At 47.2% G+C, this 26,909-nt stretch carries 11 protein-coding genes and 2 pseudogenes; 5 read left to right on the top strand and 8 right to left on the bottom strand.

Annotated features, from left to right (window positions below):
- Positions 1–146 precede the first annotated feature (146 nt).
- From ACTWJ7_RS10910 to ACTWJ7_RS10875, 8 genes and pseudogenes are all read right to left on the bottom strand, one after another.
- The gene (locus ACTWJ7_RS10910; RefSeq protein ID WP_443146363.1) at positions 147–1,214 is read right to left on the bottom strand and encodes an AMP-binding protein; all 1,068 of its coding nucleotides are present in this window, start codon (positions 1,212–1,214) and stop codon (positions 147–149) included.
- Positions 1,207–15,120: pseudogene (locus tag ACTWJ7_RS10905) on the bottom strand (condensation domain-containing protein); the annotation flags it as partial. The gene ACTWJ7_RS10910 and the pseudogene ACTWJ7_RS10905, both read right to left, overlap by 8 nt.
- Before the next feature lie 541 nt (positions 15,121–15,661).
- Complete coding sequence (locus tag ACTWJ7_RS10900; RefSeq protein WP_443145419.1) at positions 15,662–18,070, bottom strand: non-ribosomal peptide synthetase; 2,409 nt, start codon at positions 18,068–18,070, stop codon at positions 15,662–15,664.
- Between the two features lie 61 nt (positions 18,071–18,131).
- Complete coding sequence (locus ACTWJ7_RS10895) at positions 18,132–18,608, bottom strand: DUF6790 family protein (protein WP_179132915.1); 477 nt, start codon at positions 18,606–18,608, stop codon at positions 18,132–18,134.
- A gap of 454 nt (positions 18,609–19,062) precedes the next feature.
- Positions 19,063–20,260: pseudogene (locus ACTWJ7_RS10890) on the bottom strand (MFS transporter).
- 366 nt (positions 20,261–20,626) lie between these two features.
- Positions 20,627–21,664, bottom strand: coding sequence for an ROK family protein (locus tag ACTWJ7_RS10885; RefSeq protein ID WP_301878184.1), 1,038 nt, complete (start codon positions 21,662–21,664; stop codon positions 20,627–20,629).
- Between the two features lie 198 nt (positions 21,665–21,862).
- Positions 21,863–22,132, bottom strand: a complete 270-nt coding sequence (locus tag ACTWJ7_RS10880) for a hypothetical protein (protein WP_301878185.1) — start codon at positions 22,130–22,132, stop codon at positions 21,863–21,865.
- 78 nt (positions 22,133–22,210) lie between these two features.
- On the bottom strand, positions 22,211–23,164 hold the full coding sequence (locus tag ACTWJ7_RS10875) for a hypothetical protein (RefSeq protein ID WP_301878186.1): 954 nt from the start codon (positions 23,162–23,164) through the stop codon (positions 22,211–22,213).
- A gap of 240 nt (positions 23,165–23,404) precedes the next feature.
- Here ACTWJ7_RS10875 and ACTWJ7_RS10870 point away from each other — a divergent pair, with 240 nt between their 5' ends.
- From ACTWJ7_RS10870 to ACTWJ7_RS10850, 5 genes are all read left to right on the top strand, one after another.
- Entirely contained in the window at positions 23,405–24,016 is a 612-nt protein-coding gene (locus ACTWJ7_RS10870) for a TetR/AcrR family transcriptional regulator (protein WP_301878187.1), read from the top strand.
- Positions 24,017–24,299: 283 nt separating this feature from the next.
- On the top strand, positions 24,300–25,634 hold the full coding sequence (locus ACTWJ7_RS10865; RefSeq protein WP_443145418.1) for an amidohydrolase family protein: 1,335 nt from the start codon (positions 24,300–24,302) through the stop codon (positions 25,632–25,634).
- Positions 25,635–25,688: 54 nt separating this feature from the next.
- Positions 25,689–25,946 (top strand): DUF554 family protein, encoded by a 258-nt coding sequence (locus ACTWJ7_RS10860; RefSeq protein WP_301878190.1) that lies wholly within the window; start codon positions 25,689–25,691, stop codon positions 25,944–25,946.
- A 35-nt stretch (positions 25,947–25,981) separates the two neighbouring features.
- Positions 25,982–26,185, top strand: coding sequence for a DUF554 family protein (locus tag ACTWJ7_RS10855; protein ID WP_301878446.1), 204 nt, complete (start codon positions 25,982–25,984; stop codon positions 26,183–26,185).
- A gap of 272 nt (positions 26,186–26,457) precedes the next feature.
- Complete coding sequence (locus ACTWJ7_RS10850) at positions 26,458–26,868, top strand: hypothetical protein (RefSeq protein WP_301878191.1); 411 nt, start codon at positions 26,458–26,460, stop codon at positions 26,866–26,868.
- Positions 26,869–26,909: the final 41 nt, after the last annotated feature.

Below are 26,909 nucleotides of genomic sequence, written 5' to 3'. Positions count from 1 at the left end.
CCCCTGCTCATTTGCAATCCGAATCTGAATGCCGGTCATGGGATACCCTTCATGAACAAATTCAATCACATCCGTTGGTTCACTTTCCGTGAAATCGACCGGAACAGCAAGTCCTTCCTGCACAAGTTTGGTTCGGGAAATTCGTTCTATGCGCGGCTCTTCCCCAGATAGGAAGTACATACACCTACAGTCGCTTCGGCCATGCCGTACGCAGGAAACATCATGTCCCGTCGATAACCGCAAGCTCCGAATTTCTGAACAAAGCGCTCAATTACTGCTGTAGATATAGGCTCTGCACCATTCAGTGTCATACGAAGTGAAGACAGATCAAGTGTTGCGAGCTTCGAATCCGGAATCTTCTGAACCATCCATTCAAAACCGAAGTTGGTGCAGCAGAACCATTTCCCTTGGTGCTCCGTAATTTTCCGCAAGAACAGATAAGGCGACCGTACGAAAGTATAAGGGGACATCACCATGATATTGGCTCCGCTCAAAATAGGGGTAAGGTGCTGTCCAAACATCCCCATGTCATGTGTATGAGGCAACCAGGTAAACACGTTGTCTCCTTCTTCCGACCCAAGGAATGTCTTGCAAGCAATGCTGTTCGCAATAATATTGTGGTTCGTCAACTGAACCCCTTTGGGAATGCCTGTACTGCCTGATGAGAATTGCAGAAATACAATATCATCGGGTGCTGTTGTGCACGCCTCCGCCGGATTTCGGGAGGCCTTGAGCTTGTTCACACTGATTAACGAAAGGCCTTCGAATACCGCGCTGTCCGCAAGTTGCTGATATTTCGGCATGTAGGCTTCCTCAGCGACCACAACCGGACGCTCCAGCACCTCCCAGACTTTCGTAAATTTCTCCAACCCAGCTGAGCCAGGTTCCCAGGCTGACGGAGGGCTGACGGGGGCGACAACAATGCCGCCCAGCATACAAGCCCAAAATGTACGGTAAAATTCCTGGGAATGATCTATTTCCAAAATAACAACCTGTCCTTGCCTGATACCCTGATCACGTAAACCCTGCAGGTACATACGAGCCTGATTCAGCAATTCCGGATACGATTCAAACTGTTCGTCACCTGAAGAACTGATATACGTGATTCCCTTTTCGGAATGAACCGCTGAAATATATATTAGAAGCTCAGCCACAGTCGAATAATGCTCCGGCATAATCAGTTCGGGCCCTCGTTGTATGGATTTACTGGACATGCTGCACCTCCACTGGCTCATTATGAACTTTCACTTTCACATCGCTGCCCATCTGCTGGTGAACAAGCTGTTGTAACCGCTTGGTATCCAGCCCGGCTTGACATGTCAGGTGAACATACAGACACTCTTCGTCGTAATGAATGACCCATTCCAATTGAGCTAGAGCTGACGACATGTCGTGCTCATCCGATGCTTCAAACATCGGAACCGCCTCTCGGCTGGAGATAAAGCCCTGATAATTGAACAGAATCAAATTTCGCCGTTTCTGGCTTAGCGTTTGCCGATAAGCTGCTCCCAAGTGTTTCTGAATGACAGCATAGTTTGCTGAAACAGGAACTTCCTGTGTCAGTGCCATAAAATTAATATGATGTCGTTTCACCCGTTCGAGCTGTTTCATCAGGTCATCCTGAGTAAATTCACGGTCCAAAAGCACCGGGATCAGATCGAGGAATTCACCCACATGGTCGTAAAAGGACTGCTCGCCGTATTCCCTGCCGTAGTGCACCAGAGCAACAGGCAACCGGTTTACATCCAGATAGGTTGCGATAATGTTGGCAAAGGATTGGAAACATACCCACCAGTCATCCGTATCCTCTTTCCCGACACGAGGTAATTCAACCGTAATTGATGAAGGCTGCAGACGTTCTGTTTCCTGGAACTTGTCGATGACAATGTTGTTGCACGTTTCCCACGATTGGAGTGAGAATTGTTGTTCCAGTTCATTCTCGTCCACACCTACCGGCCCTTGAGATACCAACCGCACGTAGTCCTCATACTTCAGTACATTGTATGGATGAACGGTTTCGAATTCTTGCTCGCTATCATATGCCTCCATCTCCAGCTGTTGTTTGATAATCTCTGCACTCATGCCATCAAACGCCAGATGATCAAAACTCCAAAAGAGCTTGTGCTCCCTGATTCCTGTACGCAATATGCACAGTCGCCAAGGCAATTCGTTCAGATCGTATGTCTGATGCAGCAGGGTCTGTGCCAGCTTATGCTCCAATCGCACCAGGGTAGCCTGAGCGTAATGACGCGTATCCAGATACGGTATCAATTGTTGCAGCATATCTGCGGCTAACGGCAGATCACACTGATGCCACTTCAAGGTACCTTCCTCATGTAGGATGCTGTGCAGCAGTTGATGCCGGGCTACAACCCTAAGGATCAATGCTTTTACAGCCTGTTCATTCAAATCGCCTTCAAGTGTTGTTATAAATCCGCTTGCTCGTGAAGTTGCAGTAACATGTGCCTGTTGGATTGGAGAAAGTGGGAAGCGACCAACGGTGGTCGTGCCCGCCATGAAGGATGAAACCTGATTACAGCTGTTCAACACATGCAGGACCAGACTGTCCAGTTGATTCTCATGTAGTGTGATGTCCTGTGGAATGGAAATGGGGGACTGAATTTGCAGGCTTTCTTCGTACAAAACGGACGTCTGAGGACGGATCTGTACCAGATTGACTAGCCCTCGAACTGTCGGATATTGGAATAATTCGTTTACCTTGATGGCAATTCCTTCTTTTGACAAAATTTGAGTTAAAGCAATCGCCTTCAGCGAATGGCCACCGTTCTGAAAGAAATGATCCTCCATGCCGATCGACGGATTCCCCAACACCTGACGCATGGCGTCAAGAATAATCCGTTCCACCCTTGTCCGAGGTGATTCCTCATGCAGAGACACCGGTTGGACTTCAGGCATCTCCGATAAGGCTTTTCGGTCCACTTTGCCATTCGCATTAATCGGCAGATAATCCAAACGTCGAATCTGTGCCGGGACCATATATTCAGGCAGCCGCTGTTGCAGCTCTCTTCGAAGCTCTTCCACATGAATTACAGTTTGGGATTCACAGGTGTAATAGGCGGTGACATAGAGACTGCCTGACGCATCGGCAGCTGTCATGACAAATGCATCCCGAACCCCCGCAACGCGTTCCATGCAGTTGGAAATCTCCGACAACTCAATCCGAAACCCTCTAATCTTGACTTGAAAATCAGCGCGTTCAATGAATATCAAACTGCCGTCCACCAAACGTTTGACAATATCCCCTGTCCGGTACATCCGCTCTCCCTTGCGGAAAGGATCGTCCAGAAAGTGTTTGTTTGTAAGGTCCTCACGATTAAGGTAGCCGATCCCAACGGCATCTCCGCTGATATACAGTTCACCAGGAACATTGGGTGGAACAGGTTTTAGATCATCATCCAGAACATATAAAGCGGTATTCGATAATGGATATCCTATAGGCAACGAACCTGTGTAAGGCTCCGTTTGTTCAAGTAAATGGTAGGAGGCAAAAAAGGTCGCTTCCGTTGGCCCATATCCATTCAACAATATGCCTGGCCCCACTACTGCGAGAGCTTTGTTGGCATGACTCACCGATGCGGCCTCACCGCCAAACATAACTCTGCGCACATTTTTCAAACATTCGGCATCCCAATCCACCAACAGATTGAACAACGAGGTTGTGATGAAGAATACGGTTATTCGTTGTTGACGAATGACGTCAGCCAAGCTGGCCATGTCCAGAATGATTTCTTTAGAGATTAATACAAGGGTTGCCCCATTTATTAATGAAGCAAAAATATCGAAGATGGAGCCGTCAAATGCATAATTGGAAATCTGCAGGACGCGATCTTCAGGCACCACGGTCACAAAGTTGCTGGTCTTCATCACTTTGATTACATTACGATGACTCATCACCGTGCCTTTTGGGGTTCCGGTTGATCCTGATGTATAAATGATATAAGCCGGATCGAGAGCAGTGGTCCCCATATCACCTGTATCGTTACCTTCCATATCGTTCTCAAGTTCCGTCATCAAAGGCGAAATGAACCCTTTCAGTTCATCGGCAGGCACGATACAAGGTACCACCGATTGCCAGGTGAAGGCATACTCCATCTCCGTTAACAGGACCGAAGCACCACTATCCTGCAAAATAAACTCGATTCTCGCTGATGGTGAAGCAGGGTCAATCGGTACATAACTGCAGCCCGCCTTGAGTGTAGCAAGGATACTGACGATTTGGATCGGTCCACGGTCCAGGATAAGGGCAATACGGGAGCCTGATTTCACACCTTCACTCAGCAACCTGGAAGCCAGCCATTGCACCCGGTCATTCAGGTCAGCATAGCTCCATTCGGAACCTTCCCAGACCAGAGATGTCCGTTGTCCGTGTAACCGAACCTGTTCTTCAAACAACTGAGAAATGGTTGCATCCCGCGAATATTCAACGGCATTGTCATTCACCCCGTACAGCAGCCACTCTTCCTCCTGCGGTGTGGTTAGGCTGATCTGACGAATCTGTTCCACCTCACCTGAGGCAATCTGGGACAGAATATACCGGAATTTGTCCAGCATCTGCTGCATGGACTCTGCTCTGAACAGGTCCTTACGGTATTCCAGTTCCACGGTGTAGTACTGCTCATGTTCGGCCACTGTCCAGGTCTGATCAAATTTGGCCTCCACACTGCCCTCGATCCATGGTACAAAGGTCGTCAATTCACCCACTTCAGGATCAGCCGTCCCCATGTTGATGTAATTCAGCACGACATCAAATAGCGGATTACGGCTGGTGTCACCAAATAAACCAAGCTGCTCTACCAGCGCCTCGTACGGATATTGTTGATGTGCATAACAGGACAGCAGCTTATCACGCATCCCTTTTACGTAATCCTCGATGGACAGTTCTCTGTCCATTCTCGTGCGAATAGCTAACATGTTGACAAACATTCCAACAACACTGTCCAGTTCGGGTTGTTCACGTCCCGCCACCGCCGTACCAACTACAAGATCATCCTGAGTTGTGTACTTCCAGATCAACACATTCAGCGTTGCCATGAACAGCATATATGGTGTAATGCCATGTCGGGTACAGAATTCGTCTACCTGCCCACTCAACAACTCATCCAGAACTATCGATACTCTGTCTCCCTTGTAAGACGCAGCCTCATGTCTGGGGTAATCAGTAAGCCATTCGAGTGGTGTCGGTATATCCGTGAATTGCTGCTTCCAGAATTGCGCGTCTTCAGCTGATGTACCGTTCAGCGTACGCTCATGAAGCCATTCTGCATAATCCTTATATTGAATGTCGAGTGGTTCCAAAACCTCTCCCAGGTACAGGCGAGCAAATTCCTGCATCAGAATGGCAATGGAGCTCTGATCGGAAATGATGTGATGCATGTCGATAAACAAGATGTGCTCGTTGCTTGAAAGGCGCCCGAGTTTCACACGAATTAATGGCGCATGAGTCAGATCAAAGGGTTGTATCCACTTCTGTACATGTTCTATCGGCATGCTCTCCGATTCCAGCACTTCAACAACGGATGGAACCTGATCCTCCACGATCTGAAAAAGCTCACCGTCCACCATTTCAAACCGGGTACGGAACGATTCATGCCGCTGTACCAGCGCATCCATAATTGTCTGGAATTGAGCAATATCCAACTCCCCTTTAATCCTGTAGAAACTGGCGAGATTATACGCCGTACTCTCCCCGTTCATCCACTCATGCATCACGTACATTCTTCGTTGCGCAGAGGTCGTCTTGTACCTGTTCTTCTGCTTCACAGGTGGAATGGAATTCTTCATTGAACTGTAGTTGTTCGCAGATTGATGATCAAATTGATGTTCACTAATCCATTGCACCATCTGTGCAAAAACTGAATGTTCAAACACATCGTTCAATCCTGAATGCAGTCCGAAGACATCCTTTAATCTGGACGCCAGGGATATCGCCTTCAGTGAGTGCCCGCCAAGCTGGAAAAAATCGTCTTCGGGATCCACTGAATCGCAACCAAGCAGTTCCTGCCACAATTGCAGCAAAGCAGCCTGTATCTCGTTCCCTGTCATGGGAACCTTTGCACTTTGAGACAATAACAACTCTGCCCGTTGTCCTGTACTCACTGCTGCCTGCGGCATCCCTGTAAGCTGGTACAGGGGAACATCATGAATATGAGGAATCGGATCAAAGGAATACGTCGGCAAGGAAATGATATGCCCTTGATCCGCTCCATACAGCTGTGTCCAATCCAGCTCTACACCGGAGCACCAGCAAAAGCCAAGTATTTTCAGGAAATATACATCCGCCTCAAGCGAACCCTGGCGATTCTCCAGAAGAGAAATGACATTGGAAGATTCCGAAAACACGGTTTCAATGCTTTGTTCCTTATCCTGCTGCGGACTTGCCGTGATCCAGAGCACACTCCTGCTCCCTGCACTCTCCGAAGAAGACCTTCGATTCTGTAAAGGAAATAGCACATCTCTTGAACAAAGCGGTCGAATCCTGGATGCAAGGGCTGCTGCATATTCATTTGTCACCCTTCCAGTCAACCCGTCTGACAAGGCGCCTTCCTGCCAGGTCCAGTCCTCCTTCCCATATAAAAGGGCAACAGCATGAGCTGGCTCAAGCGCACCGCTAATGACCAGGCCAACCAGTTCGCCAACCCCCTGTCCGCATACAACGTCCGGTTGGACACCGAACTGCATGACCGTCCTGAACAGTGCGTACTGTACAACAAAGCACTGCATACGCTCCAGCCTGGAATCCGTTAACGGTCGTCCCATTCCTTGGCGAATCGTATATTGTTCCTTGGATTCAAAAAGGTTCAGTATCTCTTCAAAATGGAGTTTGAACATCTCTGAAATCTGACTCCGATAAACGGAAGCATACAGCTCCCGAATGTAGCGTGCTTCCCAATTTGCAGTTCCGCTGAGGTCGAATATAACTTTCGGTCTTCCCTCCGTCATATTAGCCCGAGTCTCATATTCGTTGGCCTGTCCCTTTGGCGGGATATATCCATCTACCGCAACCATCACCTTTCGGTGATTGAATCTGCTTCGGCCTTTCTGCAGGGTCCAGGCGGCATCGGACAACTGCTCCGGCATGGCATTGATGGCCTGCAAAACCGATTCATACGTTCGTTCCAGCGCCGTTTCGCTCTTGGCCGAGAATGGCAGCAGCTGCAATGACTGGTACTTGGCATGACTTTCCTGAACAGGTGGCTGCTCCAGGATCACATGAGCATTCGTTCCGCCGATTCCAAACGAACTGACTCCCGCACGCAGAACTTGCGCCGGATTGCTGAAACGCTGCGCTTCCGTATTGATATAGAAAGGACTGCGCTCCAGGTTCAGCATCGGATTGGTCCGCTGCATGTGAATTTGGGGCGGAACGACCCGGTGGTACAGCGTCAACACGGTTTTGATAAAACCGGCAACACCTGCTGCCGCATCCAGATGCCCGATATTGGCTTTGACCGAACCCAAAGCACAATAATTTTGATTTGCCGTTCCCCATGACTGCCGGAGCGCTTCAATCTCAATCGGATCACCCAGTTTAGTGCCTGTTCCGTGCGATTCGAGATAGGAAATCTCACTCGGAGCAATGCCCGAACGTTGAAGAGCCGCCTCAATCACTTTGACCTGTCCGGCAACACTTGGTGCCGTATATCCGATTTTGTCCAGACCGTCATTGTTAATGGCCGAGCCTTTAATCACACCATAGATATGATCTCCGTCTTTGAGGGCTTGGCTGAGCGATTTAAGCACAACCATCCCACATCCATTGCCTGACACGGTACCCGAGGCCTGCTCATCGAACGGTCTGCAATGGCCGTCTTTGGAATAAATCATGCCTTCATGCCAGAGATAGCCTTCTCTAAGCGGATAGGAGATGGATACCCCTCCGGCAAGGGCTACATCGCACTCTCCCCGGATTAGTGACTCTGCTGCCTGATGAATGGCCACCAGAGAAGTCGAGCATGCCGTCTGTACAGCCATGCTAGGCCCTCTGAGATTTAATTTATGAGATACCCGGGTTGTAATATAATCCTTCTCGTTCAGTGTCATCGCTTCAAAAGCTTGCAGCAGATTGCCCGAGCGACCGAGAAACTGTACCATCCACGGCAAACTCAGCCCGCTGCCGGCAAACAGACCGATGGAGCCCTCATAGCTGTAAGGATCGCATCCGGCATGTTCAAGCGCCTCCCAGGAACACTGATGCAGCAAGCGAATTTGCGGATCCATCATATTGGATTCCTGCTGCGGATAATCAAAGAATTCGGAATCAAAGAAACCGGTATCTTGCAATATACCCTTAGCTCTGACATAATCCGGATGTCCAAAATCCTCAGGCCGGACGCCCGCATCCGTTAGGTCCTTCTCTGTCAGACGGGTGATTCCATCCTTGCCAGCCATTAAATTCGCCCAGAATTCATCAATATTCCTCGAACCGGGGAAGTGTCCTGCCATACCGATGACAGCTATATCGGACGAAGCGGACGTTGTGGCAGGGGCTTGCTTCGAAAGAACCGGGCGTTCCTGCTCGGAAGCTTCCTGTTCACGCATTTCCGGCCTCACTTGTTCCGCTGCTGCTTGGTTCAACTCGTAAGGCGCAAAACTTCTAGCCGGATTCAGTCCCATTACTTGAGGTGCTGTCGAAATCTCGCGGACATAATCCACCCGTATCGGCGGCGAAACGGGTGAGGACACTTCCCCGGACATCAGATGATCAACCAGTGATGCGATAGAGGAATGCTCGAACAACTGCACAAGCGGAACACTTTTGTCCAGATACGTATTCAATCGGTTATTGATCAGAATCAGTCCCAGTGAGTTGCCGCCGATGTCAAAGAAGTGATCATGTACACCAACGTGATCGACGTTGAGTACTTCCTTCCAGGCCTCCACAAGCATCTGCTCCAGTGCTGCTTTGGCCTGTTCCGCCCCCGAAAGGGATGCGCTGTATGCCGGGGCCGGATCAGCCATCTGCTTCACCTCGTCATCAGCCGGTTGAAGCGCGTTGCGGTTCAGTTTGCCGTTAGGCAGCACCGGCAGCTTGTCCAGACGAATCAAGCGGGAAGGCATCATGTACTGCGGAAGCCGCTCTCTTAGCCATGAACGAAGCATGGCATCCCCCTCACTTCCCATCAGGGCAGCTTCAGGCTTCAGACTGTAAAACAAAATGAGTTGCAGCTGGTACGGCTCATTACCTTCGGTTTTGACAACAGCTTCCCTGATCATTTCATGGGCCATCGCTGCCTGTTCAATTTCATTCATTTCAATGCGGTAACCTCGAATTTTCACCTGTTGATCCAGCCGTCCCGACAACTCAATCTCACCATCCGGTCGAATGCGGGCAAGATCACCTGTACGATACAAACGGCCACCCAGCACATTGCCATTCGTAATGAATCGGGCTTCCGTCTCGTCCGGGTTGTTGAGATATCCTCGGGATAACCCTTTGCCTGCGATGCACAGTTCACCATAACTCCCGTGCGGCAGCATGGCACCTTGTTCATCCAAAATATAAATTTCTGTATTAGCAATCGGATGGCCAATGGTAATGCTAGCCGGGTCATGCAATTCCTTTGTTGTTGACCAGATTGTTGTTTCCGTTGGGCCATACATATTAAAGACTCTTGCTGAACTGAGTCGCTTCAGATCAGACAGCAGTCCCGCGGGAACTCGCTCACCTCCGGTGAGAACACACTTCAGATTGCCCAGCCCCCTGGCGAAATCGGCATTCTCAACAAATGCTTTGATTCGCGACACAGTACTGAGAATGTGTGTAACGCCATGTTCACGAATACGGAGCGAAGCCAGGACCGGATCAAGCTGCTCCTGCTCATCGGTCAGATAAAGGGAGTGTCCTGTACATATAGGCGTCCACACTTCAAATCCGAAGATGTCGAAGGAGATGGTCGTTACACTGATTACGCGGTCTGTCTCCTGTTCAAAAATTCCTCTGTTCCGGATATCCTCGACAAAATTAACCATCGCTTCATGCGTAATCATGACCCCTTTGGGTCTGCCGGTTGATCCTGAAGTGAAGATGACACAGGACAGGTCGGAAGGCACGACACCCACGTTCGGATTGATGGATGAACGGACGCCATCGACCATTGGATCATAGATCATCCGTACACCGCCAAAAGTGCCGGTATCCTCTTCCCCGGAAGTGCATAACAGCAGGTTCATGCGGCTGTCTTCGATCATGTTCACAATCCGCTGTTCCGGGAAAGCCGGGTCCAAAGGTACGTAAGCTGCTCCTGCTTTCAGCACGGCAAGCAGCATAATAATCAGCGCCTCATTTCGTCTGGACAATATGCCTACAGGTTCATCCCGGCGAATGCCCTGATCCAACAGCTGCCATGCCAGCGTGTTCGCCTTCTCATTCAGTTCCCTGTACGTAAGAGCAGCTCCCGAGGCAGTTAACAGTGCAACTTTGTCTGGCACAAGCTTCGCCTGCTGTTCAAACAACCCGTGCAAACCAAACGAGAAATCATACTCCAGATGTGGACCATTGAGCCTATGTACGGCGGACATCCGAGCAAGGGCGTTGCGCTCCAGCAACTCGCCCACAGACAGATTCGGCTGCTGAACAACCTGCTCACACAAGCCGATGAAATCCTCCATAAACTTTTCGATGGTTGTTCGTTCGAACACATCCAGCGAAAACTCCAGATATCCTTCCATCACTTGCTTCTCCCTGTTTTCCTGACAGGTCAGCAGCAGATCATAGGTAGACGTCCCCGTCTCAAACGGAAACGAGCTGAAGAACAAACCATCAAGCTCAAGTCCATGCAGCTCCATGTTCTGATAATCAAAACAAACATCAAATATCGAATTCCGATTCAACTCCCGCTTGGCACCCAACTGCGTCACAAGTTCATTAAACGGGTATTCCTGATATGCAAAAGCGTCCAGAGTGTGCTGCTTGAGTTCACGCAGGAAATCAGCATACACACGCCCACGGGCTGGAAAGTTTCGCATGGCAAGCATATTGACGAACATGCCTACCGTATCCCTAATCTCCTCTTGCAGCCTTCCCGCAACAGGCGTTCCTACCACAATATCCTCCTGCCCGTGTGCTGTGCAAGCAGCAGATTCCACACACTCAGCATCACCATATACATCGAAGATTCGGAAGAAGATGCCAGCTTGTGCAGGCGCTCTGTCAGCGAAGGACTCAAGGTGAAATGGAGACGTTCCCCTTGCATGGTTCGCTGCGAAGGACGTGCATGATCTAGCGGAAGCTGAAGGACAGGCACCGAAGGGCCCAGATGTTCCAGCCAGAACGCCTGATGCGATTGATAGCCCTGTGAAGCGAGACGCTGCTGCTGCCATACCGCGTAATCCTTGTACTGCATACGAGCAGCACATTCTCCGCCGAAATACAGCGTATTGAAGTCACGGGTGATGATCTCGACAGATGTACCATCTGCGATAATATGGTGGATATCAAAGAACAGCAGATGCTTCCGCTCGCCAATTCGGATCAGTTCCACCCGCATAAGTGGCGTCTGCTTCAGATCAAACGGACGAATCAGTGACTCGATCAACAATGTTACCTCCTGATCGTTCACCAATTCCTTTTGGGCATAGCCCATCTCCAAACGTGCAGACGGATGGATTAATTGAACGACCTGATCCCCCTGGATCTCAAACGATGTTCTGAGAACTTCATGGTGCTGCACCAGCTTCGCCAAAGCGGCTTCGACCTTCATGGGATTCAAATCCCCTTCAATGATGGTTGCAGATGGCAAATTGTATGCTGTACTGCCTGGATCAAGCATAGCCTGAGTAAACATACGCATCTGTGCAGGAGAGATCGGGTAAGCGTCCATCGGAGGCGCAGGATAAATCATCTGCTGACCTTGCTGATTCAAGTCCGGTTTTGCCACATCATAGAGATGCTCTGCTAACTGAACAGGCGTAGAATAGTTGAATACATCGGCAACCTCGGGTTGAATGCCTATATAGGAGCGAATGGACGCCGACAGGCTGACAGCTTTGAGGGAATCGCCTCCGACTGCGAAGAAATTAACGTCTTCTTCCAGCTCGTCTATACCAAAGATCGTTCGATAGGCCTCAAGCACAACTTGCTTCAACTGGTCTGGCCCACCATTGAAAATGTCCCCTGCTCCTGTCAGTGATGCGGAATACCCTGCCTGTTTCCGGTCCGAAACCATCCGCTTATTATTGTTTTCCGTTCGATCAGCCATGGATGTCTCCGAAAGTGAAACCCCCACAGGATAGGATTGCTTGTGGAATACATATGTCGGCAAAGAGCATTTTCGGCGTATCGTCTCGCCCCTGAGTACCTTCCAGTTCAGCTCCATACCTTCGCACCATAATTCGGCAAGTTTTCGGCTTACATAAACATGGTCTTGCTCTGATTCCTTGACGTGACGCAGCATGTTCAGCACGGTCTGGGAATTACGAGACCTTGTATGCTGTCGGGCAAAGGAACTCAGCGTTCGCCCTGCTCCAACCTCAATCAAAACGGCGCAATCATCCTTCAACACCTCAGCCAGATTCGCTTCAAACCATACCGGTTGCAATATGTGCCGGGACCAATAGTCCGGACTCGTAATTTCATCGAAACGAGCCCATGTCCCACTCGTATTGGATAACAACGGGATTTTGGGTTCATGAAGTGTGAGCTCCGCCAAACAACGTCCAAATTCGTTGGCTGCCTGAGCCATCATCGGGGTATGAAATGCGTGAGAAGTTTTGACACGCACGCTCTTCCAGCCCTGTTTTTCCGCAATGGCTTCCATTCGTGCAATAGCTGCTGCCGTTCCGCCAACCACACAGGAGCCTGTGGTATTAACAAGGGCCAGCCAAACATCTTCGTTTGGTTCCAGTTGTAACTTCACCTGTTCCACATCTGCCATAAGGGCGAGCATGACACCGGGCGGCTGCTGCTGCATCAAACGTCCGCGCAGACGTACCATCCGGACGGCATCCCGCAGCTCGAATACACCTGCTACAGCTGCTGCAGCCAGTTCTCCAATGCTGTGCCCGATCATGCCATTCGGACAGATACCCAGATCCAGCAGTGATTTGGCCATGGCATAACTGGTCATAAACAAGGCAAACTGACTGTACTCCGTCTGGTTGATTCGTTCAGGCTGCTGATCGCCGTACACAACGGACAGCATATCTTCCCGTTCCTCCGCAGGAAGCAGATCAAGAATTTCCTGAATATAACTTCTGAACAGCGGGGCTATGCCGGACTTCTCCGCAGATTTGTACAACTCTGCACCCATGCCCTGATACTGACTGCCCTGCCCGGGGAACATAAAGAATACAGGACGGCTGCCTGGTGCCGATTGGTGAACCACGCGTGCTTTCTGAAGCTGCTGCATCAACTTGTCAGGCTGGTCCCTCCAAGTTTTGTCCACAACCAAAGCCTTGCGGTATGCAAAAACAGATCGACCTGTCTGGAGAGTCCAGGCTGCGTTAGAAATCGATGGTTCCGGCTGCTCCATTAAATGCTCCATAATCCGTTCAGCCGTGCGATTCAGCGAGTGCTCTGTTTTAGCGGAAAAAAGCAATAGATTAACATCATCATCCGGACTGCATTTCTCCATCTCGGGTGCCTCCTCCAATACCATGTGAGCGTTCGTGCCCCCCACACCAAATGAATTGATTCCTGCCCGCAGAAGCCCGTCCTGAGCCTGTTTCCAATTCACCCCATGCGCATTGATTTTGAATGGTGTACTTGAAAAATCAATCTTGGGGTTTGGCTTCTCGTAATTGGCTGTTCCCGGAATATACCCTTGCCTCAAGCTAAGCGCGACCTTAATTAAACCTACAACTCCAGCCGCTGTATCCATATGCCCAACGTTGCCCTTGACCGAGCCAAGATAACAGAATTCCTTCTGATCCGAAGCAAACGCACGAGTTAAAGAGTTCACCTCGATTGGATCGCCTAGCAGCGTTCCTGTACCGTGAGCTTCGATATAACTCACCGTTTCCGGGTCCACTCCGGCTACCTTGTAAGCATCCTGAATCACTTCGGTTTGGCCGCTCACGCTTGGAGCAAGAAAACTGAGCTTCTCCTGCCCGTCATTGTTAATGGCTGATCCTTTGATCACACCGTAGATGTGATCTCCGTCCTGCATCGCATCGCTTACCCGCTTCAGCACCACAATTCCCATGCCATTGGAGAACACCGTTCCGCTGGCATCTGCATCGAATGGACGACAGTGACCATCGGCTGAGAACATCATGCCATCCTCGTACAGGTAGCCCCCGTCATTCGGCAGCTCCACCGTGATTCCACCAGCTACAGCCACATCGCATTCCCCAACAATGAGTGATTGGCACGCCAGATGAGGGGTGACCAGTGAAGTGGAGCATCCTGTCAGTGCGGTATAGGCCGGACCTTTCAGATTAAGCTTGTACGCCATTCGGGTCGCCAGAAAATGATTGGTGCTCAGCGTAAAGGCTTCATATTTGCTGCTATAGTTTGCATCGTTATAGAGTACCTGACGATACCATTCAAAATCATCGGACCCGCCCAGGAAGACGCCCACTTTCCCTGCCTCATCCGGTTTGCAGCCCGCATCCTCCAGTGCTTCCCATATTCCCTGGTACAGTAGTCTGAACTGTGGAGACATCATTTTGGCTTCACCTGGCGTGTAATCAAAGAAATCGGCGTCAAACTCATCGATGCCATTCGCACGGCCTTTGGCCTTGACGTATCGGGGAGAACGAAGCAATGCTTCATCCACGCCAAGCTCTCTCAGTTCCTCATCACTATAAAAGTGAATACTCTCACGCCGTTCAACCAGATTGCTCCAGAACTCCCTTATGTCCTCCGCGCCCGGTACATTCAGGGCCATACCTACGATAGCAATGTCTTCACGCTGGATGCCTGCCCTGCGTTGAAACATCTTCTCCCGTTCAGCCGGCAGTGCGCAGTCTTCCTCAGTCTGTTCCTGTACTGCAAATTGACGCAGCGTTGGACATTCGAAAAAGCGGGGAACGGGGAAGTCCACATCTGTATTATGCTTGAGCATATTGTGAGCCTGAATAACGGAAAATGAATTGCCACCCAAATCGAAGAAATGATCATCCCTGCCTACTTTCTCAACGCCCAGCACCTGGGACCATACCGCAGCCACAATCTTCTCAAGCTCAGTGACCGGAGCGGTATAGATCGTATTGGAAGCATGGGTATGTGTCATATCCGCCATAAGCGCATTCCGGTCAATCTTCCCGCTGTTATTCAGCGAAAATTCAGATTTATGTACAAAAACGGATGGAATCATATACCCCGGCAGGGACCGGGATAAATGCTCTCTCAACTGGGATGCAGGCAGTTCCTGCTCTGACAGATAATACGCACATAACAAGTCGGGTCTGCCCTCAAACGATTTCATGACCACAACACTCTGAATGATCCCCGGATAGGACGTCAGGCCATTCTCAATTTCTCCCGTCTCCAGTCTCGCTCCCTGAAATTTAACCTGAAAATCAATGCGTCCCAGATATTCAATTGTTCCGCTAGGAAGCGAACGAACCAGGTCACCGGTGCGGTACATGTACCTGAAATATTCCGGATCTTGTTCTTCTTTGTAAAAGGGATTCAGGACAAACTTCTCTCGGGTCATCTGTTCCAGATTAAGATATCCGCGTGCAAGTCCAACACCGCTCAGGCACAATTCCCGGGAATGCCGACAGGCTGAAGGCTGTCATCACTTCCAACGACATACCATCTCGACTCATTAAGCGGGAAGCCGATCGGAACATTGCCCGGGCCCTCGTAGTTGCTTAAGGCATAATGAGATACCCAGATGGTGCACTCTGTCGGGCCGTATACATTTTCCAGACTTGCCCGTATGCCCAGCTTGTCATATTTTTGAATAATGTCCGGTGTAACGGCTTCTCCGCCAACAAACACCCATTTCAACGTTTCAAGCGGCGACAGGTTTGGACGCAGTTCCATCGTTTCCAGAAAAAGACGGAATAGGGTAGGGACAAAATTGATATGCGTTACCCGATGTGCCGCGACGGTGGATGCAATACGGAGAGGATCTTTTTCTGCTCCAGGCTCAAGGATGCTTAAGGCACCTTCTCCCATAAACCAGCCGAACAGTTCTGTCGCGGAAACATCAAAGGTATAAGCCGTTTTCAGCAAATACACATCACCGGCCTGCACCGGAAAGCGCCGCTCCAGATCAAGCAGTGTGTTCACCACGCTGTGATTCTCGATCATAACTCCCTTCGGTTTGCCTGTTGATCCCGAGGTGTACATGATGTAGGCAAGACTATGCGGGTTGAGTACATGTTCGGGATTGGAGCTATCTCCTGTGTAGGCATGACCGTCTGCCGTGTAGATATATTCCACATCCAGCATCTTGTCCTCTTCTTCAGGCTGGATGGCCAGCACGATCGATATGTCTGCATCCGATACAATGTAGCTCTTTCTGGATAATGGATAGGCCGGGTCCACAGGGACAAAAGCACATCCTGCTTTCAATACAGCAAGCAAGGCAATCACCAGATCCGAGCTGCGGGGCATTTGAACGCCGACTGCTTCGTTATCCTTTATCTTTCGTGCCATGATCTGATTGGCCAGTTGATTCGCTTGGGTATTGACCTCCACATACGTCTGGCGTTGGTTGCCTTCCAGCAGGGCCACGCGATCCGGGAATCGTGCAACTTTCTCATGGAATACATCGATAATATGCTGCGGGATGTACGGGAAATAAGCAGTTTGATTGAACTCGTGAAGCAGGGTCTCTCTCTCCTCCTGCATCAGCAGACTGAACTCACGGATGGACTTCTCAGGAGAGGCCACCAGCTGTTCCAGCAAATACAGGAACCGCTGACCCATACGATTCATGGAATCCGCATGGAAGAGATTTGATTTATACTGAAGCTTCAATTGATTACCTTGAGGTGAACGATTCAGGACGACCATCAGATCACCTGGAAAAGTAACCTGGTCCTGTTCCAGCATACGCGTTTCAAAAGCATCTTCTTCTTCGTAGGAATCATAGACAAAGGAGATATCAAACAACGAAGGTGATCCTGGCTGAGCCTGTAACATACTGTCCCTGACGATGAGGTTGTTCGGGTACCCGATATGTCTGTAAGTCTCGATCCAGGTTGCGGCTACTTGTTGCAGCAGAGGTGTTAGAGTCGATTCGAGGTCAAGGTGAAAACGCATGGGCAGCATATGGACAAAACAACCGATTGTTTCTTCCAAATCCATCCCTGGCCGATGAGAATACGGGGAAGAAAACGTAATATCCTGTGTACCCGTATATTTATTCATGAGGATGGCAAAGGCGCCCATAAAGAACATAAATACCGTTACTTCGTCGTCTTTGGATATTTGTGTGATATCCGTCATCAGCGATTCCGAAATGTCAAAACGCAATTCACATCCCAGGCCCTCTTGTGAAGCGCCTGTAGGAAAATCATGCTGTAACGCCAGAGGCTCTGCCCTTTTCATTTTGTTCATCCAGTACATCTGTTCCCGATGGTACCGGTTGTCTTGCAGTTTCTGATTTTCAGCTTCAACGTAGGAGATGAATCCCTCATCCTGCTTTACCTCCACTGGCTGTTCCAGCAGAAGGCAATCGTATAGATGTATCAGTTTGTTTTTCAATAATTCAAGTGACATCCCGTCACAGATCAGATGATGAATACACAGGGTGAGGATATGACGGCTTTCGTCCATTTGAACAACCATCAAGCGGAACAGAGGTCCTAGCTCCAGAGAAAAGGGAGTTCCGATGCATTCCCCGATCCATGCTTTTAGCTGCTTTTCCTTCAGATCCTCCTGCTTCTCGCCGCTCAGATCCCGGAAAACAAGCACAGGATCCATATCTTCATGAACAGCCAGCACCGGTACATCATGTTGTATCTCGATCCGGGCACGCAGCACCACTTGTTCATACATGAGCAATTTGATGGCCCGATGAAACATATCCAATTGCAATGGTTTAATTTGTATCGAAGCAGAGATGTTATACGAAGTAGGGTCGTTCATTTGGCAATCGAAATAGATTCCTTTTTGCGTTTCAGAGAGTTCAACGGTTTTCCGGTTCATCGTGACCACACCTCGTTCGTTAGTTGAGATTTAGCTAATAAAGCAAAAATCCAGTAACAGCTTAGTGCATTACCCAAATTCCGCCGGCCCAAATGGATAGAACCGTGATAAAGGTCTGATACACAACATCCATAATTAGATTACCGATGCTGTCTCCATCTACTTTGCGATTTTTAATCATGACATAAGTATGTGACCAAAGACCACTTAAACCGTATATGTACATCGTTACCAGCACGCCTACCCAAAAATTCCCTTGAAACCAGATCGCCATAATTCCCATTACACCCAGCCCAACCTGAGAAAAACCATACTTGACCTGAAATGGTCCGCCAGGCCATCCCAGCATTTTGGCAGTCTGATCGGCTCTGGCTATGTTGACAACGTAGCCAATAACTCCAACCAATCCAAATGTGACCACAAATTGATGAAGCAGCAGTACTCTACTAATCTCGCTCATTTCCCCCGGAAACCCTAGCATGTAGAGATGAATTCCCCCTGAGATTAGACCCAGCAACCATAGTACCAAAAACCACATCCTTGCCCACTCCCGCCGTTTCGTTATTTTGGAATCATTTGTAACTTCATGTACAACCTTGTAGATACACACATTATATAATCTCTTTTACATTTGTCAATTCGTACATAATTTACTATTTTGTCGAAGTATTTGTCACTTTTGTTCTCATATGCGCAATAAATATTTTCATATAGTTCTATAAAACTTCAAAAAAATAGGACTTAAACCCTGAATTTACATATCCCATCATAAATCCACCTTTTTTTTTTACGCTATGAAAGAACTACAACTCATTTATTTGAAATATATGTTAGTTCCCAAGGCATAGCTTAACAAAAAGAGCAGGATACCGAAGTCCCTGCTCTTTAATGTATTTTCCCTATCTTTTACCGCTTACTTAAAGAAACTACGTCAGCTCATCCCTTTATTTGTTGAGTTCATTCTCTGATTTCTGTTACTGAATAAAAGAGATCTAAATCAGTTCCTGCTTCCGTTTCAAATACCCATATAACACCACTCCAGATGCCGCACAGATCACAGCACATAAACCGATGAATCCATATCCCGCCTGAAGTCCGCGCAGCAGCCCCAACTGAGTCGTTGAACCATACATATTCTTCACACCTTCAATCACCCAGCCAATCACATAGTTACCAATGACACTACCAACCCCCATCAAGGTAACCGTGAATGTAATCGCGGTGTCACTGCCGTTCGGATATCTGCGTGCGATAAACGCCATAACTGTTGGATAGATCATCGCTATGCCCGCGCCAGATATCGCAAAGAAAATCGCAAGACGCTCTCCCCCTGCAAGCGCCACGAATGTACATACTCCCGAGAAAGCCGAGAACAGAATCAGTGACAATACAAATCCGATCCGGTCAGTCAATGGTCCAAGCAGCAGGCGTCCCAGCGAGAACGTGAGGAAGAACGCAGATAATAACCCGGAGGCTTTGACCGTGTCCCACGCGTAGGCTTTTTCCAGAAAGTTAACGAGCCAACCACCTACCGCCAGTTCCGATACCACGCCAAAAGAAAGAATGAGCACCATCAGCCAAAGGGCAGGATCACGTGTTAACGTCTTAAGTGAAGTCCGATCTTCATGGGGAAGATCGTCCCCGGGAATTTGCTGCGGAGCGCCGCGATGATCGGCAGCAGACAGAGTGACAACATCACCAGATACATGCCGCGCCAGTCCAGTACGTGTCCAAACACGCTCAACGACATCACCCCTGTCGCCAGCAAAGGTGCTACCGTTGAACTTAACCCATAGAAGAAATGGGACAGGTTCATCATCGTACCTGTGTTTTCACAAAGATCCGCGCCCCCAGAATCGCCAGCGCAATCTCCAGCATGCCGTTACCGATATACATGAAGAAGTACGATGAAGCAAAGAGTGGATATGTTTGAGACACATAAATGAACACACCCGAGAGGATCATCGATGCAAACGATATGATGCTAACCGCCTTGATGCCCCATTTACGCACCAGGATGGCGGTGAAGGAGCAGGCGATGAGGTAACCCAGTGCGTTCAGGGACAATAACGTTCCGAGCTGTTTCTCATCCAGATTGAAGTCAAATTGAATGCGCGGGATGGCTGGTCCCTTAATATTTTCCGATATCCCGAATACGATAAATCCCAGAAAAATCGTTGCCAGTTGCATGGCGTACAGCTTGTTAAACTTTCGTTTGTTCCCTTGCGTACCTGCTTGCTGATTCAAATTAAGTTCCTCCATTGTGTCTATATAAGTTGAACCTAAAGGTCATTAACGCGGACACTCCGATGACAGAACAACCTTCCAATCGCTGTTATCCCCAGATTTTTTCGATTCCTTTTCCTAAGGGGAAATCTGGTGATAAGCGTATGCTTCCGATGTAGCTTTCTTTCAGAAAGCTTTTAGGCGACCGCTCCGCTTCTCCAGTTTTTTTCTGTCCTCTCCGTTACCTGTTTAATGAAATAGTTCATTTTATATAAAAGGATTGTTAGCTTACTGATCTGTTGATAGATCATATTTCTAATCAATGTTCGTCTACCATTGCTTCTCAATGACCTGGATGCGGTAGGTCAGGCTCTCCAGCGTCACGGCAACCAGCCCAGTCACATATTCGCGTCGTGTGTCTCTCTGGATAATCAACTCCGGCATATGATCCAATGGAATCATTCGATCCAGACAACCTTGCGTCAGGCCATCTCGCATGGCCGGGTCCATCGTATCCCCTGTTACGACAATCGTAGCCGGATTAATGATCGCAATAATGGATACCAGTGTCTGTACCGCCAGTTCCTGCAACCCTTCCGCTGTTTTCAACATCCGTAGCTGTTCTTCCCGTGACACGCCAAAAGGCAGAAAAGATACCTCGCCCCCAAATTGCGTGTTCCCTGTGAGCGGACGACCGTCAATAATAAAGCCCGCACCCGGAAAATGGTTCTCAGGAAACGTAACTACCGCGAAGTTCTTCTCTTCTTCAAACTGCTGCTGGTTGTACAATCCGTACACCGTGAGGTTCATATCGTTGCCAATGACAACTTCAACATCATCATACTGTTCCTTGAGCCTTGGCCCAAGCGGTTGACCCGCCAACTCCGACACATCACAAATGCCTATCACACCGTTGTGTGCCACCCCTGGTATACCAATGCCAATGGCCTGCACATTTTGGTTCTTTTCGATCAGACTCGCAATCAAATCCTCTACCACCATTACATTAATCTCATCCAAAATGAAAGTCTGTTTGTCCGCCATTTCACCGTTCAGATTGGCATATGTATGTGTGATCGAGTGAATGCCGCCCTCCGTTCGAATAATCAGGCACAGTACACTGGCGTAGTCCGCATTGAATTGATACCGACTCGCCGGTCTTCCCCCACTCGATTCGTCCGGGCCCAGATCGATAATCTCTCCGGTCTGAAGCAGTTCGTTCAGGATCGTGCCACATGTCGCAACGCTGAGTTTGGTCAGGTTCGCAATGGAAGCCTTGGTGCCTACGCCCATCGACCGGAGTGTGTTCTTCACAAGTTCAACGTTGATCCGCTTCACCTGTTGGGTGTTGTGTGATGTAGGTAACATCGTTAGTTGTATGCCTCCTTCCGTTCATCTCGAACCATTCAATGAATGTTTTTAAAAGTATTTTAATAATTGAAGCGTAGGGGATTCGGGAGGAAAGTCAATGCTAAATTGGGAGCAAAAATCGTTTGGATGGAAAGGCAAAAAGACAGTTCAAGATCATCTTATATGATCCTGCACTGTCCTTTAGTTAAGGTGACTTTATGTATACTGACTCATTTGATGGGCCAAGATGCTCTTCTCCAGTCGAACTTCAAATAACTTTCGATTCAAATCCTGTTCTATGGAATGAAGGTGATATGCTGCTTGTTTCACGGTATCCATCTCTAGCACACCTGCTTGCTTTGCGATAATGTCCATGGCGTCCAGAATGAGTTTGTTGCATGTGATCAGTTGGGCCACGTAATCGTCTTCTTGTTCGATGAGTTGTACGTACTGCAAAGCGAGGTCATCGCTGTTGGTACTTGTCATGTCACCACTCCTTTGTTAAGGAGAAGATATCACATCCAATGAGAGAATGTGGTACGCCATTGCGTAATAGATACAATATTACTTAATATCAAATTTTTTATTATTTTTGAGGAGTGAATTTACTACTGAACTCTCCTCAGAATTTAGCATGTTTATCTGTAATTCTTTCGAATCATGAAGTTCACTTATCTTTCCTAAGCTAGAATAAAAGTAATTATGACTTATAAAATTAATATTATCTTTAGGAATTAAATCTTTATTCAACTCAAAAACATTAGATGAATCTGCTATTAAGTAACTTTTATCTATATCTGTATGAATTATATGTTTATTATTAAAGGCTGTTCCATCCTTTAGTATGAAGTTGGCTGAGATTTGCGAGTGTCCAATATATTTAAATAACTTTTTTGTCCGCAAAAGCAAAAAAAAGTATAAAACTGTAATCATCACTAAGGCACTAATAGTGGAAGGGTCAAAATCTCTAATTAATAACAACACACTAAGTGGATCATCTGCATTTTCACCTAGAACGTTCCCTTGCATACTTAGAATTTTATTTATCACCCAACCATATAATAATGAATAGTGGACTAAATATATCAAAATGAAAATCATTAAGCCAAGTATTAACCATTTTCTTCTTTTTAGTGTACTCTTTTTATTATATGCCCAAGAAGTAATAGCACTCTGCATTTTTTTAAATGATAAAATTTGAATAATTGCTAGAAAGAAAAATAAATAAAAAAGTGCATAGCCTACGTTACTAAAAACAAATACAATTTCATTGCTCATCCATTTATAAAGAGAAGAAGACATTAGTACAGCGTAAATTCCTGCACTTATTACTATTAAAGTCCATATGTATGCAAATCTAAAAAATTTCATTGTACTTCCCATATAAAATATTTCCTCAAGTGACACAAAGAAACGCAATGGATTCTTAGTCATTTTTAAATATGTAGTAAAGACATAAAATACAACTGTACCTAAAAAACCTGAAAAAGCAATAACTGGATTGTAGAAAGCCTCCATAATATCATCCCTTCTCAACATTTAATTCCACTTGTTCCTAATTATTTATTAACCTCCTATATTGTTTATTATATAACGTTTCAATTAATAGTGGAGTGAAATATGATTAATTATTCCATTACTTAACACAAAATTATCAACATTCATTTAATTTTCTCAACACTATCACATTTGACAACCCCCCTCAAAAAAGCCTATCCTAATAACGAACCAACCATTCACTATTAAGGAGTCGTTCCAATGGTGCAAGCCAAGAAAGACGAAGTCAGGAAAGAGATTGAATACGCGGCGCTCAAGGTCTTTTTTGAAAAAGGCTATGTGGATGCCAAGATGAGCGATATCGCGGATGAGATCAATATTTCCGTGGGCAATATCTATACTTATTTTAAGAACAAGAAAGAACTATTCTACGCCGTCGTGCCGCCGGATCTGGTGGATTATTTAAAGAATGTGTTGGTGGAGACGATTCACTTTGATAACCAGACCTTGTTCGAGGAAACGGATAGCGAGCGGAAGTCGGCGCTGTTGCAGGAACAGGTGGATGTACTACGTAAATACCGGAATCAGATTGTCATCATCTTCGAAAAGAATAAAGGCACCATCTACACCAACGCCAAGAATGAACTTGTCGAGTTGATGATCGAAACCAAGAAGGCCTATCTCAAAAATCAATATAAACGGTATGAGATTGGCACTGAGGAGAACTTGATCTTGCTGAACATTCTCGCGCACAATGTAATCGATATGAACTTGGAACTGTTGAAGCGGGATATGAGTGAGGACAGCCGGAAGCAAATTTTTGAAGCGTTGTATGTATACAGACTGTACGGCATGAAGAGTTTGAACGAATAATGCTCGAAGGCCTACAAGCCCTTTCCTACGAAAGATCACCAGTCGTCGCACAGCGTGCAGATTAGATGAATTTCTACTTGGTTTGCACGCAAAAAATAAGCACCGCGATTCACTCTATTTTTTTGATTCAAAAATGAATTTATAATTCACTTTTAGACAAAAACTGCTCTCTACCATTTAACCAATACAAGCTACTGTCCTATCCAAACTAGATGAGTTGAACATACATGTACACGATAAAAGACTTTTATAGCCTCACCTACATCCAAAGGAGGGACATAACATGAACACCGCTTACGCATTGAAAAACGTCAATCTGATCCACGGCGACTCAAGTCGCAACCTGCAAAAAAACATGGCCATTCTCGTCAATGAACAAGGACTTATTCAGGATATCGGCCAATATAACGAACTACTTATCCCTAGACACTACACAACAATCGACCTCTCAGGGAAATACGTGATGCCAGCACTGATTAATGCACACGTGCACCTCTTTGCAGATGGTAAACCGTTCAGTCTATCCGTTAGTGAAGGCTTGTTGCAGTTTGCCTATGATCGAATATTGAACACCAAGTTTGGTAGAAACGTTTTGAAAAAACGTTTTGAAAAACGAATGAAACGCAACGCCCTGACCGCACTCCATGCGGGTGTGACAACGATGCGTAGTGTGGGGGAATTCTTTTACACGGACGTCCGGTTGCGGGATGAGATTAATAATGGTGACTTTGTCGGCCCCAATCTGCTCGTATCCGGTTTTTTCCTGAGTGTCACGGGTGGACATGGTGCTCCATTCCTCGCTCTGGTGGGCGACTCCCCGTGGGAAGCACGGAAAAATGTACGGCTAAATGTGAAACACGGCGTAGATCTGATCAAAATCTGTGTGACGGGTGGCGTGACGGATGCAAAAATGGTGGGCGAAGCTGGCCGTTTACAGATGACGGTGGACGAAGTTGCAGCGATCTGCGATGAAGCCCACAAGATCGGTTTGCGGGTAGCAGCCCATGTGGAAAGCACGGAAGGCGTAAGGGTTGCGTTGAAGGGTGGCGTCGATACCATTGAGCATGGTTCGGAGATGGACGACGAAATCATCCATTTGTACAAAAATAATCCCAATGCCCTGAATGGCTACACCGCACTCATCCCCACCCTGCAAGCCGCTTATCCATCCGCTTCACTGGATACCAGCGTAACGAAGGTAAGTGCAACGGTAAAAGAGAATTCCAGACTGGTCTACGATTCCATGCTCAAAGGCGTAAAACAAGCGATCGAAAACGACATCACCATTGGTATCGGCACTGATGCCGCCATGCCTTATGTGACTCACTATGATATGTGGAGAGAGATGGATCACTACATGAGACAGACCAATCTGAACAACAAACAGGTCCTTGACATGGTGACCCGAACCAATGCGAAGATCCTCGGTGTTGACGATGTTACAGGGACAATGGATATCGGAAAACATGCCGATCTGATTATTATGGAGCAAAATCCTCTGGAACATATTGAGGCCTTGTCAGACATCTCTACGGTCATGGTCAAAGGAAATCTAATTCAAACACCATCTGTAACGAGAATAAAAGAAGTAGACGATGTTCTAAACTCAGTTTGGTGAGTTCAGAATTGAGAAAAGGATCAGGAGTGAAATCATGCTTGGTATATTGATCAATTGTTAATTATATGCGAAAGTACCCTTGGAGCCATCTCCAAAAAGTTCATGAATGACGGATACAAATCCATTTTGAATCAAGTGATTGGAATCAGTGCACTCATCATAGGCATTAGTACAACCATGAGCAGCATATCAACCAGCCAATATCAGATTATATTTATCATCTTCCTGACCTTAGGCAGGATCACTGGGCAACTGATTAATTTTGAGAACATCTTGTCCAACATCATGACCAAATTCTCATCCAATGGCTAAATGAAGGATTAACTGTTGCCATATCATTGCTGTGCGTGGGATCGATCCCGATCCTGGGACCACTCCAAAGTGCACTACAGGGGGATAACAACTTTTTGAAAATCAATACGATTTTTTCGGGCATTACGTCATTGATTCTGGCTTCTACCTTCGGTATCGGCATCATCTTTCGGCGTTCATTCTATTGGTCATCGCAGTCCTGGTCTTCTTCTCGGCTGATTTCTTATCCGTCTTCATGACGACGAACATCATGAACGAAATTACTCTGATTGGTGGCATCCTGCGCTTTGTACGGGGTTAAACATCTTGAAAATCACAATTATCAAGGTATTGAACCTGCTGCCTGCCTTATTTGTTCCTATCTTTTTGTTATAGAATTAATTATTCCATCCCTTGCCCTCCAGGATTGGCTGCATATATTTCACTATTCGTGACACTTTCGTTTTGGATTGCTTTCACTTACATAATAAATGCTACATACTGTTAAGTACATTGAGGAAGGATGAAAAGATTGAAAGCAAAAAAAATTGGGCCTTTTGTCTGGATAAGCAGCTTTGTCGTGATGCTTCTGGTAGTTGTCTATTTTGTATTTTTTTCGGATATTATGAAAGGATGGCCTTCACCAGCAAAGGAACAACAATATTACACAGGCACCGTCGTTGAAATAAAAGAGCAAAACAGTAAAGTAGACGGAGACAAGGTACTTTACTCCATCGTCCTAGATAATGGGGAATATCTGAATGTAACAAAAAATTCGAGGTTTTATGTTACTTCGAGTGACTTCTATCAAGCAGATGCAAAATTCAGTAAAATGCGAATCGAAGCTGATTTCAACGATGTTAATGTAGGTGATAAAATTGAAAGTTGGACGAGACAAGTAAATAATCATTTATTTGAAATATATGAGTTAACTATAAAATAAACAAAGGCCATCCCTCTCAGGTGGCCTTTGTTTATCATTCT

Origin of the sequence: Paenibacillus sp. 1A_MP2 (assembly GCF_052244825.1) — a bacterium.
Taxonomy (GTDB): Bacteria; Bacillota; Bacilli; order Paenibacillales; family Paenibacillaceae; genus Paenibacillus; species Paenibacillus vandeheii.
The sequence above is the reverse complement of the archived record's forward strand: the minus strand, read 5'-3'. Positions and strand labels throughout refer to the sequence as shown.

Coding starts and splice junctions, on each gene's coding strand:
- ACTWJ7_RS10910 (WP_443146363.1), bottom strand. CDS start 1,214: ATGTCCAGTAAATCCATACAACGAGGGCCCGAACTGATTATGCCGGAG.
- ACTWJ7_RS10900 (WP_443145419.1), bottom strand. CDS start 18,070: ATGAACCGGAAAACCGTTGAACTCTCTGAAACGCAAAAAGGAATCTAT.
- ACTWJ7_RS10895 (WP_179132915.1), bottom strand. CDS start 18,608: ATGTGGTTTTTGGTACTATGGTTGCTGGGTCTAATCTCAGGGGGAATT.
- ACTWJ7_RS10885 (WP_301878184.1), bottom strand. CDS start 21,664: ATGTTACCTACATCACACAACACCCAACAGGTGAAGCGGATCAACGTT.
- ACTWJ7_RS10880 (WP_301878185.1), bottom strand. CDS start 22,132: ATGACAAGTACCAACAGCGATGACCTCGCTTTGCAGTACGTACAACTC.
- ACTWJ7_RS10875 (WP_301878186.1), bottom strand. CDS start 23,164: ATGGAGGCTTTCTACAATCCAGTTATTGCTTTTTCAGGTTTTTTAGGT.
- ACTWJ7_RS10870 (WP_301878187.1), top strand. CDS start 23,405: ATGGTGCAAGCCAAGAAAGACGAAGTCAGGAAAGAGATTGAATACGCG.
- ACTWJ7_RS10865 (WP_443145418.1), top strand. CDS start 24,300: ATGAACACCGCTTACGCATTGAAAAACGTCAATCTGATCCACGGCGAC.